Here is a 12,219-nt window from a genome sequence, read left to right on the forward strand (position 1 = left end):
ATCCGAATCAACACGGGAGACTTTTAAAAACGAACGAGAAGATGAAAAAGTTTTTATTTACCGTATGCATGTTATTCAGTTGTGTCATGTTATCCGTGGCACAAGGAGATAGTTACAAAATCGAGGGACGGTTAGACAACTCCGTCAACGGAAAATTACTGTTGGTTGCCAACACGGAAAACGGAATGATCGATATCGGCGAGGCCGTGATCACGAACGGAGCTTTCGAGTTTACAGGCCGGATGCCAGAAACGACATTGGTCTACTTGATGCCGGTCAAGAAAAACACTATATTGGCAGCCATGATGTTGGAGAACGCAGTTTACACGATTACCATGGGCACCAACGAACTGCTCGTGGAAAGTAGCGGTGAAGCCCAGAATATATGGAAAGAATTCAACGATCTGGACAAGTATCTGGCACAAAGCGAACAACAGCTGCAAGCACAAGCCCGGTCAAATCCAGCACAAGCACAAAAACTGCAACAGGATTTCAAAAAAATAATCACACAAGTAGAGGCAGAAGAATTGGCATTACTAAAAAAATACAACGACACGTACGTGGCAGCCTACGTCGTGGCAGCCAAATTGCCTCAAACTCTTGACGAAACGAAACTGGCAGAACGCTACGATATACTGGGAGAAAAGGCAAAAGCAACCATTTACGGCAAACAAATCGCTACCGAACTGGCAAAGATCCAAAAAATAGCGATAGGAGCTGTTGCGCCCAATTTCAGTGCCCCGCTATCCGATGGCGGCGTACTTTCTTTGTACGAAACAAAGGCAAAAGTAAAAGTCATCGACTTCTGGGCATCTTGGTGCGGTCCCTGCCGACGGGAGAATGTGAACCTGATAAAAATCTACAAACGCTTCCGCCCGAAAGGACTGGAAATCATCAGTGTTTCAATTGATGATAACAAACACGCTTGGTTAGCCGCAATTGGTCAGGACGGCTGTAATTGGAAAAACGTGTCCGACCTAAAAGGACAACATTCCGAAATCGCCGCCGAATACTGCGTGAAAGGCATCCCCTGCACCTTTATCCTCGACGAGGAAAACCGCATCGTGGCTAAAAACCTCCGCGGCAGAGAACTCGAGAAAAAGATTGAGGAAATGCTGAAAAAGAAGAAGGATTAGTACTAGAGTATATACTTGTCATTGTATTGGTTGGATAAATAGTATTCAACCGACACAATGACAAGCAATATATTAAATCACTGTTTTATAACTCTAAACAACCTCTAAAAATCAAGATTATGAACAAGAAATTTAAATTAATTTTTGGTAGTGTTGTCTTTTTGGCGGGTGCTTTATTAATTGTTCTCAGTCCATCACATTTTATTACAACGATACTGATGCTTATAGGTATAATTTTCATCCTTAATGCATTAATCAAAAGAAAGGTCGTTTTTTTAATAATATCCATAATATTGACAGTGCTGGCTATATTAGTATATATTAATATACATAGCTTCAGGAGTATCGAGCGTATTGAACAACAAGTAAACAAAGTAGAGTATATTGAAAATGAATAGTTAATAAACAAAATTCAATTTGCTCATTTTGTACACTAAAGTAATGTTTAACTAATTAAATTTATTGCCTATGGAATAATAAAAACAACTATTCACCAAATAGATATGAATTATCAATGAATAATACCTAATTCCCAATATTATGAAACTACTACTACTATTTTTGGTAATAAGTACATTGATCTGCTTATCGTCATGTGCATCGTTACATGAAAACTTGTCGAAAAAGGAACTTGAAGAAGCTGTCCGTGCAAAAATAGATAGCCGGAAATATAGAATTGATTTAACACCTCAGGCTTTTACCGGGGAAGAGGGTACAAACTTGTATATCCCGGAGTATTTTCAAGTGTGCGGAGATTCTATAATCTCTTGCATGATATATGATAATCCTTTTCCGGGTTCGTTCCCACCTAAAAATTATATACAACACATGCGAAGCGTTAAGTATGGAATTTTGGACTACAAACAAACAGAAACCCGACGAGGTCGTATAATTGTCAGCTTTTGGTATAAAATAAAATACGACGAGTATGACCCTTATGTGTTGGCAAAATATAAAGACAGGCTTGTACCTTTGCATTACAGATTAGAATTTGGTAAAACACCTAGAGTGCGTGTTATCCAACAAAATGGATACATGGTATTTGGAACGTTATCATTATAGAATGATGATGCCATAAATTCATTATCAACCAACAATTTATGAATTATGAAAGAATCGAATCTACTTATTTGGCTCTGTTTATTAATAAGCTGTTCTAGTATTCCTGAAGTCTCGGAACCAGAGATTGGCTACATTGACTATTCTTGTTGTACACAAGAAGAACTCTCTCCCAATGATCATATTTTACTTGAAAACGTAAAATTTAATGAAGGTAAACTCTCTTGTATACTAGATTTGAATTCAGCCTTGGAACAAGGAATTCCTAAAAAGAAATACAACTATTTCCTCGAGTATTTACAAAACGAGAACCAAAAGTTTGAAAGATATTTAGAGGCCGGTGCAATTGTATTTTACAACGGGGAACCATTTACTCGAAACGAAGAACTTTACAAATATATTGAGGACAAGGAAGAACCGTTATCAAGGGCAACTTACAATCACGCAACTCCACTATGGAGGCAGGAATTTACAGGTCGTTATGACGGAATCATACCAGAAGAACATGCAAATTTCAAAGGACCATCTAAAATCGGAGTTTCTAAATCAAATGGAGGAGGCTCTTTTGAATTGAAAGAGGAATTTAAAAAACTCACGGCATATATAGGAGGAAACGCAAGTTCTGCAACATTCAAATGGGGATTCGGAAACGACGTATTGTGGAATTGGAAAATAAAATATTTTGGTCCATTATATACGAAAACTACGCTTATTTTTACGGGACTTTGGGAAGATCCCATGCCGGATTTTCCTTCAAATGATTTTATAGGTAAAAGATTATGGTGGAATAACATGCCCACTTATGTAATTCTAACACATTATAAATTAGATAACTACATCGAGATTTATATTGAGTCAACAGGAGATTTTTCCGCACAAATTTACAAAAAAATAAGCAAAGATTATGTTTTCTACAATTCAATTAACGACTTCCATGGTTATACAAAATCTCGCATGTCAACCCCTCCAGAACAAACGTTCTGGATCGTAATATACCGTAAACAAATTGTAGACCAAAAAACCTCATGGACCTATTTAGGAGATATGGAATATCGTTATCCCCTTCATTGGAATGGGTGGGAGTAAAATCATCGCTAACTTCAATTTATGAAATCATGAAAGAATCTAAAATCATTTTATTTGTATTTCTAGCTTGCTTCAGCATCACCGTCCCGATAGAAGTTTCGGGACAAAGCATAGTGATTATCGGGCAAGACTCTTTTGAAATGTACTCCAACCCCTTAAAAGCAAAACAAATCCTGCATGACAAAGTATATGAACGCATACCCGAGGGTGACTATATCCGGGATATGCCACCTTACGTGGCATGGTGGCGGTTACAGAATGACTCGTTATTTCTGGATAGAATCGTGGATTGTTACAGTACCGTACGTTCTGATAATCATAAAACCGTTTTAATGGATATAGAAGGCATATTCGATGCTTACCTGCAAGACGGAAAGATTTTTGCCTCGTGGTATAGCGGGGAGTTGGACGTCGCAGGTGGGGAGTGTATATATCAGGCAGGAATGGGATTCCGATCGGATTACGAAGATCAATGGATATACCGGGTAGAAAATGGATGCGTTGCATCTAAAACGACATACCGTAATGAAAGAAGGGAGACAGCCCTTTCGGACAACATTGTATCTTTAATAGAAACCCTATTTAACGGAGATCGCTTTCCCGAGTTAGCAGATAACTACGTGATTGCTAAAGTACAGGTAATTCCCCGCCCTGACGGTTCCATCGACAGCCTTGGTCTTGCCATTCGCGTGGTAGCGGATAAATCCTCTATCAGTCAAGTGAGAGATGATGACGGGCAATGGATAGAAAATGATTTTTCCAATCCCTACATACAAGAATTGAAAGAATGTGTGCTACTTGTACCCGCATGGGACTACGTGAAACTCCGCGGTCAAGTGCATCCCATGCCGGGATGCGAATTGAGGATATGGGAAGGCAAGGGATGCAAGGATGTCTGTTCTAATTCTTTTGACAACTGGGCATTCATCGACACGCTTTCCGCGAACGGGAAAACCTACAAGTTAAAAAATACCCCTCTCCAATATGATATGAACCTTTATGCCCGAATACGTTCCCGTTTGCGGGATGAGTTCATTCCCTCTTGTTTACGGGGATATACCGCTAACTGGGAAATCCGGGATGGCAAACTCTACCTCATCTCGATCCGGGGAGCGAAATCCAGACAGCCGCTCCCTCTTGATGTCATTTTTCCCGGGAACAACGGAAACCCGATAGAAGCAACATGGTACACAGGTGAATTATATTTATCAACTGGGAATGACTTGGAAAGGGGCAACTCTGCCCGGAGAAACACATCTTACAAAGTGAAAAAAGGAAAGATTATCAAGTAAACGGTCTTCAACAATTGTTATATAGTCGGTGTTTGTGTGGAGGGGGAGCCTGACCTGTTTGGCTCTCCCTCGTGCTTACAGAAGAAAAGCTCATTATAATCTCGACCTCGGGAAATTTTCCCGACTTTATCCAAAATAAAAAAACGCATATAGAAGATAGGCCCCGGGATACGGATAAGCAATATTGATTTTTACGGTTATTCATTAAAAGCATGATAAACGAAATTGCCCGCCGGTGAGTTCTTCACGAGGCATAAAAATCAATAACATGGAAAATAAAAAAACAGGAACAAAAACATCATCCAACGAACCCCGGTACGGGGGTGAACACGTGTTTATCTGGGGTGAAGGCTATTGCAAGCGAGCCTTGTACGCGGATATACTTTACGTGCAGGGATCGGGCAGTTACAGTACATTCCACTTCACCGACGGAACTCAAATAATTGTTTCCTACTGCCTGGCAATAACCGAACGGTCGTTACCGGAGAGCAGTTTCGTCCGGGTACACCAGAGTTTTATCCTTAACTGGCATTTTATCGACACGCTGGTAGGAAATTCGGTGAAAATAGGGAGCGAGTGGTTCCCCGTCGGAAGGGCTTACCAGAAGCGTTTGCAGGGAACGTTACATTTCTCGGAAATTTCCCGGAAAACCCGCAAAACAGAATCATAGTATCAATAATCTAAAATAATAACCACACCTCGCAGGTATATTTATCGGCGGGATTCCGTGGAAAAGTTTACCCTTCACTATATTCAGAATCCCGGGAACAATACCCGGTGTAGAGCCGAAGTGCATTCGATGAGATAAGGGTGTAATAAGGGATCAAAGACGTTTCACCTTCGATACAAAGACGTTTCAAAGACGTTCGGGGGCGTAGGCGAAAGGTCTTTGACCCGGGAGTGCCGCGGGAATGATTTTTTTCTACCCGATTTCTTCCCCGGGATATCGAAAGAAGTTACGGGGTGAGCGGTTTTTTGTCGGAATTCGACGTTAAATCGTCGAATTTAAAAAGATAACGTCGTTTTTAAATTAGAGTTGCAACACGGTAGTAGCAGGCAATATCTTTGTCCCGGACAATGGGAGAAAAGGACGGAGAGGAAAGAAAAATAGTAGTAATGAATTAAAAAGGACGAAGAATGGCAAAGACGGAAGAATCTATTCGAGGGAAAGTTGGAAACACGGTATTTTACCGGGTAGGCAACGAAACCCGGGTGAGAAGTACGGCGTCAAATTATATTGACGCGGACACGGTGAAACAGCGGGCAAATCGTTCCTGCCTGAGAGTGGCAGTACGTTTTTATCAACACCTGAAGGGGACTATATTACAAGAGGCATGGAAAGTGGCGGCGGGAGGCTCCGGGATAAACGGTTACAATGCATTCATGAAACTGAACATGACGGTGTTCCGGTCGGACGGCAAGATCGGGGATTTCTCCCGCCTGCAATTGTCCGTGGGGCTGTTGCAAAAAGCGAACCACCTGAAAGCCACGGTCGCAGACGACGACACGGTGACACTAACATGGGAGAAGGGTATGGATGTGCCCTCGGCACGGGAGAATGATGGCTTGGTGGTAGTCGTACTGTACGCAAATCGCTCTTTCTCGCCCGTGTTTATCGATACGGACGGCGCAACGCGAGGGGGCGGGAAGGCAATATTCCGCCTGACACGGAAACAAGGTACGGCAGCCCATTTATACAGCTTTTTCAAGGAAAAGGAGGGGAAGGCGTATTCGGCGAGCCAATACATTCGAATTTAAGATTTATGATTTAAGATTTATGATTTAAGATTTATGATTTTATTGATTCAGTGATTTACATTTTCAATTTTCAACTTTTAATTTTCAATTAACATGAAGAGAGTGATTAACAACATCGAAAAAGGAGAAGAAATAACCCTGTTATTACTGCGGCAACTGAAAGAATACCGGCAGGAGGTAAGGTTAGCGATAGAAACGGCGGCAAACGTATCGCACAGATTGATGACCGCGGCGGAAGTTTGCAAGGCAATGAATATCTCCGCCCACACCTTGCGCCGTTACGAGAAGTTGTTCGCTATTCCCGTGCGGAGAGTGGGGAACAAGAAGTTTTACTTCGAGGCAGAGATCAAGAATAGTATTGTCACGGGATTGAGATGGTGGAAAGAGTAAAGGGCGTTGTCAGTGCGGTCGGCGGGGTGATCGACCGCCTGACGCTCCCGGCGAGGGAGAAGAAGCAATTGGAAACGGATTTGATGCGAATCTTTATCGAGTGGGAAAAGCGGGTAATGGAAGCCCGCGCGGCGGTGCTGACAGAAGAAGCCCGGGGTACATGGTTACAACGATCGTGGCGTCCGTTGGTGATGTTGACATTCGCCTTGATTGTTCTCGCGGGGACATTCACGAGCCTGCCCATGCTCGCCGACACCTCCCGCTTTTGGGATTTGCTGGAAATCGGGTTAGGCGGCTACGTGGTGGGAAGAAGCGGGGAAAAAATCGTGCAAGCCTTCACGGGAAAAAAACGCTTCTAATTTTTGATTTATGATTTACGATTTATGAGTTCATTTTCAATTTTCAATTCTCAATTTTCAATTGTTAACCACCGTTTGGTGGGAGACGGGGTAAGGCATCTGGTGTGCGCGAAGAACACGCGTAAACTTGTAGGACCGGATATGATTGTTTTACATTACACGGCGGCAGCGGGTAGTGAGGCGGCGGCAATTTATCTGACAAGACCTGACGTAAGCGCTTCAGCACATCTGGTGATCGGGCGGGAGGGAAAGATCATTCAACTGGTGCCGTTTGACACGGAAGCGTGGCATGCCGGACGGAGTTGGTACGCGGGGCGTTCGGGACTGAATCGTTATTCCATAGGGATCGAACTGGATAATCTCGGCTTATTGCGGTTACGTGAAGGGTTGTTTATTGCCGAGTGTGGACGGATCGTTCCGCCGGAGGAGGTTTACACCCATGACTCGAACGGGAAATTGACTTACTGGCATCGTTACACGAGGGTACAGGTACAAGCATTGATGAAGGTATGCGAAGTGCTGGAAGAATATTACCCGATCAAAGACGTGGTGGGACATTCGGCTATCACGACAAGGAAAATCGACCCGGGACCGGCGTTGGAATCCGCGCTGAGGGAATGATTTATGATTTTAGATTTTAAATTTTAGATTGAACTCCCTCCCGGCTTCGCCGTACTCCCTCTATAAACAGAGGGAGAGCTGAATTACCTTATATTATTTGGTTCGTGAAGTTGAGGGAGCAGTTCATTTTCAATTTTCAACTTTCAATTATTTTATGGCAGAATTTAATTCTTATTTGTTAGGTAAAGCGAGAAAATCAGTTGGTAACATCACGTTGTGTTACACGAAAGGGAAGAACATCGCGAAGGCGAAGGTGTTCTCGAGGAAAGACAACCCGACACCGGAGATACTGGCACAGCGGGCAAGGATGAAAGCATTGGTGCAACTGGGACGGAATCTTTTACCGGTGATCCGCAAAGGATTCACGGGTATCGGGAAAGGTTCGACGTCAAACGCATTCGTGGCAACGAATCAAGAGGCGATCTTGGTAGACAACAAGAACGTGGCAACGGTGGACTTCGAGCGGCTGCGGGTGGCAACGGGGTTACTTACTCCGCCGAAGGTGACAATGGCGTACGACGAGGAGAGTAAGAAGTACCAGTTCACGCAGGAGGTACAGGAAGAGGAAGACGGGTACGCTTCCGCGGAGGACAAGGTGTACGGCGTGTTGTACGAAACGGAACGGGACAGGTCAAGGCTAGTGATGTTGAGAGCCCGCAGCGAGAGTGGCAGCACAAGTTACGCACTCCCGGAAGACTGGGATAGCACGAAGGTGAAAGTGTATTGCTTCGCCATGCTGAAGAACGGGAAAGGAGCATCGGACAGCGTACTGATTTCTTGATTTATGATTAGGTGATTCCAGCCGCACGGGGCTTTGCTTTTGTGTGGCTGAATCCTCTTTCATTTTCAATTTTCAACTTTCAATTTTCAATTGTATGAATTATTTTATGATAGGAATGTTTTCGACACTGAGTTTAAATTCAGTGTTGTCGCAAATGGCGGATCATTTTTTCGCCGGGGTAGTAAGTATCGTGGGCGGAGTGGTTAGCTCCATCGTTGTCGCCCGGGTGAAACGGCGATGGAGACAACGACAGGAATAGTGGTAATAGATTCCGATTCGGCACCGAACTGGTGCCGAATCACAAAAGAAGCATAGTATTGTTAAGTACTTGTTACTCAAATACAAAGTGATTGTTTCAGCTTTCAAAAGCCGATAAACATGGATTTCACGAAAGAGTTTTGTAACTTGCAGCAACTTAAAAACAAACGATATGTACAATTTTGACCAAATAATAGATCGCCGGAACACGGCTTGCGCGAAATACGATAATCTGGCAAACGTGTTCGGGGTTACGGATATCCTCCCCATGTGGGTGGCAGATATGGATTTTCAGGCAGCACCTGAAATTCTGGAAGCCGTACGCCAATGTTGTGAAAAAGGAGTTTTCGGGTACACGTTCCGAACGGATGAAGCAAAACAGGCTTTCATTGACTGGACGGCACGTCGCCACGGCTGGCAGGTAAAACAAGAGTGGATATTAAGTAGCCCGGGTATCGTGACGGCATTGTCCCTCGCCGTGCGAGTGTACACGGGGAAAGGGGATAAAGTACTTATTTTCACACCCGTTTACCCGCCATTCCATGCCGTGGTGAAAGACAATCAACGGGAACTCGTGTGCAGCACGTTGAAAGTAGAAGACGGACATTACCGCATCGACTGGGAAGATTTCGAGCGGAAACTGCAAGAAGGAGTGAAACTGCTTATCATCAGTAACTCGCACAACCCGGTAGGCAGGGTATGGACGAAAGATGAACTCACCCGCGTAGGTAATCTTTGCCTGCAACACGGGGTAACCATTCTCTCCGACGAGATACATGCCGACCTTGCCCTGTTCGGACACAAGCACACGGTAATGGCAGCCCTGTCACCCGAAATTGCCGACATTACGGTAACCATGATGGCTCCCAGTAAAACATTCAATATCGCCGGAATGATGAATTCCGTTATCGTGATTTCATCTCCCGAACTACGCCGCCGTTTTGAAAAGGAAATATTATGCCTGCACTTGGATTTAGGAAATATCTTCGGGCATATCACGTTGGAAGCAGCCTATAAACATGGCGATGCATGGCTGGACGAGATGCTCCGCTACCTCGAAAAGAACATTACCTACACGGACCAATTCCTGCAACGGGAACTTCCCCGGGTAAAAATGCTCCCCCCTGAAGGTTCATTCCTGCTCTGGTTGGATTTCCGGGATACCGGGTTGACACACGAACAGGTGCGGGAAAAATTACTCAAGGAAGCAAAAATAGGACTCAATAGCGGAACCGACTTCGGCGAAGAAGGCAGAGGATTCTTCCGCATGAACATCGGCTGCCCTCTTGCCACGGTAAAAGAAGGACTTGAACGAATAAAGAAAACATTTATTCCCCTATTGTAATAATCATTACAAAATATCTCTCCCTCGTGCCTTATCTTTGTACTAGAAATCAAAAACAACTACAAGATGAAACGAACAATAATCAAGATAGACGAGGAAAAGTGTAACGGTTGCGGTTTATGCGTACAAGGTTGTCACGAGGGAGCGTTACAGTTAATAGACGGGAAAGCCGTCATGATCAGCGATTTGTATTGCGACGGGCTAGGTGCGTGTATCGGGGAATGTCCCGTCGGCGCTATTGAACTGGAAGAGAGAGAAGCGGAACCTTATAGTGAAGAGACTGTCATGGAGCGTATCGCTCCTAAAGGGCAACACGTGATACTAGCTCATTTACACCATTTGAAAGAACATGGAGAAACAGAATTATTAAAACAGGGAGTGGAATACCTGAAACGCCATAACATTCCCGTGAACCTGCAAGAATTACATCCCGCCCAAAAACTGGGATGCGGGTGTCCCGGCTCCATGGCAAGAGAACTGAAACCTGTCACGAAAGCCACCCCGGTCGCTTGTACCGGAAATTCGGAACTCCGGCAATGGCCCGTTCAATTACATCTGCTTAACCCGCAAGCCGGGTATTTCCAAAACGCGGATGTACTCCTTGCCTCCGACTGTTCGGCATTCGCCGCCGGAAACTTTCACGAGCGTTTCCTGAAAGGCAAGATTCTGGCAATCGCCTGCCCGAAACTCGACCACAACACGGACTCCTACGTGGATAAACTTCGCGATATGATTGACGATGCCAAGATCAACACGTTAACGGTGGTAATCATGGAAGTTCCTTGTTGCGGCGGACTATTCCAAATGGCATTGAAGGCAAGAGAACAAGCCTCACGCAACATCCCGGTCAAACGAATTATCCTTTCCGTGGAAGGAGAAGTAAAAAGCGAAGATTGGGTGTAGTATCCTGTTGTAAAACATCTTATAACGAGAGCAATCGACATACATTATTACTATTTTTGTCCCCTCAAAAATAGGATTATGCATATAGATTTCACTACCATTATCGACTACATCGGAACCTTCGCTTTCGCGATCAGCGGTATCCGTCTTGCTTCTGCCAAACGTTTTGACTGGTTCGGGGCTTATGTCGTGGGAGCAGCCACGGCTATCGGGGGTGGAACAACCCGGGATTTATTACTGGGTGTCACCCCTTTCTGGATGCACCAACCATCCTACCTCATCGTCACGGGACTTGCCCTCCTGTTCGTCATCATATTCGGAAAACACGTGATCCGGCTAAATAATACCTTTTTCATTTTCGACGCCATCGGTCTGGGGCTATTCACCGTGGTCGGCATCGAGAAGAGCTTACTCGCCGGATTCCCCACGTGGGTAGCAATCATCATGGGTATGACCACCGGAGCCGTCGGGGGAGTCATTCGCGACATTTTCATCAACGAGGTACCCCTTATCTTCCGAAAAGATATTTACGCCATCGCCTGTATTCTCGGCGGCTTTATCTACTTCGCCTGTGATGCCCTCGGCATCGGTCACGTCACCACGCAAATCGTCACAGCCGGAAGCGTCATCCTTGCTCGTGTTGTCGCTGTAAAATACCATATCAGCCTCCCGGTACTGAAAGGGCATGAAGATCATTAATATAAAGCGGGAAAATGTGCCTGAAATTGTATTCCATAAGATACAACTCCAAGCACATTATTTCTCGGTCACCACGAGCTTTGCACGTCTACGACAATACCTATTTCACTATAATCCTGAAAATATCATCCTTTACGAAATGATAATCTTCATTACTTATTTCTATTGATAATATATACACACCCTTGGGGATTTCGTGATGAAACGGGATAGTAAAAATCCCGCCGCCATTAATTGCACAAGCCGCTTTCATAGCTTCGGCATCACCTTCTCCGTCCACCTTTACATCTGCCACCCGATAAGTAATCGGAGCCGTTCCCAACACCCCCTGTATCCCCGTGGAAACCCAATCGGATTCATTCTCCCATCGTATGTACTCCTCCACTGTCCATTCCAAATTCACCACCAACGAGTCCGGAACATAAACAGCATTTTCCGTTTCCAAATAGCCAATTTTCACATCATGACATGACATCGCCACGACAACCAGCAATAAAAAACCAGCAATATATTTTCCCATAATTCTATTCAT

The 12,219-nt window shown here is 44.4% G+C and carries 16 protein-coding genes; 15 read left to right on the forward strand and 1 reads right to left on the reverse strand.

The window, feature by feature from the left end; translation table 11 throughout:
• The first annotated feature begins 41 nt into the window (after positions 1-41).
• The 15 genes from H8S64_RS10820 to H8S64_RS10890 all read left to right on the forward strand — a co-directional run bounded on the left by H8S64_RS10820 (position 42) and on the right by H8S64_RS10890 (position 11,687).
• The gene (locus H8S64_RS10820) at positions 42-1,136 is read left to right on the forward strand and encodes a TlpA disulfide reductase family protein (protein ID WP_186976065.1); all 1,095 of its coding nucleotides are present in this window, start codon (positions 42-44) and stop codon (positions 1,134-1,136) included.
• Positions 1,137-1,255: 119 nt separating this feature from the next.
• Positions 1,256-1,534: a hypothetical protein gene (locus H8S64_RS10825; RefSeq protein ID WP_186976066.1), complete on the forward strand. Its 279-nt coding sequence runs from the start codon at positions 1,256-1,258 to the stop codon at positions 1,532-1,534.
• 142 nt (positions 1,535-1,676) lie between these two features.
• On the forward strand, positions 1,677-2,198 hold the full coding sequence (locus H8S64_RS10830) for a hypothetical protein (RefSeq protein WP_186976067.1): 522 nt from the start codon (positions 1,677-1,679) through the stop codon (positions 2,196-2,198).
• A 45-nt stretch (positions 2,199-2,243) separates the two neighbouring features.
• Positions 2,244-3,281, forward strand: coding sequence for a hypothetical protein (locus H8S64_RS10835; protein ID WP_186976068.1), 1,038 nt, complete (start codon positions 2,244-2,246; stop codon positions 3,279-3,281).
• 29 nt (positions 3,282-3,310) lie between these two features.
• Entirely contained in the window at positions 3,311-4,573 is a 1,263-nt protein-coding gene (locus H8S64_RS10840; protein WP_186976069.1) for a hypothetical protein, read from the forward strand.
• A 268-nt stretch (positions 4,574-4,841) separates the two neighbouring features.
• A complete protein-coding gene (locus H8S64_RS10845; protein ID WP_186976070.1) occupies positions 4,842-5,243 on the forward strand; it encodes a LytR/AlgR family response regulator transcription factor in 402 nt (133 codons plus the stop codon).
• Between the two features lie 467 nt (positions 5,244-5,710).
• Positions 5,711-6,331 carry a DUF6266 family protein gene (locus H8S64_RS10850; RefSeq protein WP_186976071.1) on the forward strand — a complete coding sequence of 207 codons (621 nt, stop codon included), beginning with the start codon at positions 5,711-5,713 and terminating at the stop codon, positions 6,329-6,331.
• A 93-nt stretch (positions 6,332-6,424) separates the two neighbouring features.
• Positions 6,425-6,721, forward strand: a complete 297-nt coding sequence (locus H8S64_RS10855) for a MerR family transcriptional regulator (RefSeq protein ID WP_186976072.1) — start codon at positions 6,425-6,427, stop codon at positions 6,719-6,721.
• Positions 6,706-7,080 carry a 3TM-type holin gene (locus H8S64_RS10860; protein WP_186976073.1) on the forward strand — a complete coding sequence of 125 codons (375 nt, stop codon included), beginning with the start codon at positions 6,706-6,708 and terminating at the stop codon, positions 7,078-7,080. Before H8S64_RS10855 ends, H8S64_RS10860 begins: the two co-directional genes overlap by 16 nt.
• 24 nt (positions 7,081-7,104) lie before the next feature.
• The gene (locus H8S64_RS10865; protein WP_186976074.1) at positions 7,105-7,701 is read left to right on the forward strand and encodes an N-acetylmuramoyl-L-alanine amidase; all 597 of its coding nucleotides are present in this window, start codon (positions 7,105-7,107) and stop codon (positions 7,699-7,701) included.
• A gap of 154 nt (positions 7,702-7,855) precedes the next feature.
• Positions 7,856-8,482, forward strand: coding sequence for a DUF6266 family protein (locus H8S64_RS10870; protein WP_186976075.1), 627 nt, complete (start codon positions 7,856-7,858; stop codon positions 8,480-8,482).
• Positions 8,483-8,576: 94 nt separating this feature from the next.
• Positions 8,577-8,741, forward strand: a complete 165-nt coding sequence (locus H8S64_RS10875) for a hypothetical protein (RefSeq protein WP_186976076.1) — start codon at positions 8,577-8,579, stop codon at positions 8,739-8,741.
• A gap of 171 nt (positions 8,742-8,912) precedes the next feature.
• Entirely contained in the window at positions 8,913-10,085 is a 1,173-nt protein-coding gene (locus H8S64_RS10880; RefSeq protein ID WP_186976077.1) for a MalY/PatB family protein, read from the forward strand.
• 66 nt (positions 10,086-10,151) lie between these two features.
• Positions 10,152-10,988, forward strand: a complete 837-nt coding sequence (locus H8S64_RS10885) for an ATP-binding protein (protein ID WP_186976078.1) — start codon at positions 10,152-10,154, stop codon at positions 10,986-10,988.
• A gap of 78 nt (positions 10,989-11,066) precedes the next feature.
• Positions 11,067-11,687 carry a trimeric intracellular cation channel family protein gene (locus H8S64_RS10890; protein ID WP_186976079.1) on the forward strand — a complete coding sequence of 207 codons (621 nt, stop codon included), beginning with the start codon at positions 11,067-11,069 and terminating at the stop codon, positions 11,685-11,687.
• A 100-nt stretch (positions 11,688-11,787) separates the two neighbouring features.
• On the opposite strand, the gene H8S64_RS10895 is transcribed toward H8S64_RS10890, so the two are convergent.
• Entirely contained in the window at positions 11,788-12,207 is a 420-nt protein-coding gene (locus tag H8S64_RS10895; protein ID WP_186976080.1) for a hypothetical protein, read from the reverse strand.
• Positions 12,208-12,219: the final 12 nt, after the last annotated feature.

The organism is Butyricimonas hominis, from assembly GCF_014287455.1.
GTDB lineage: Bacteria > Bacteroidota > Bacteroidia > Bacteroidales > Marinifilaceae > Butyricimonas > Butyricimonas muris.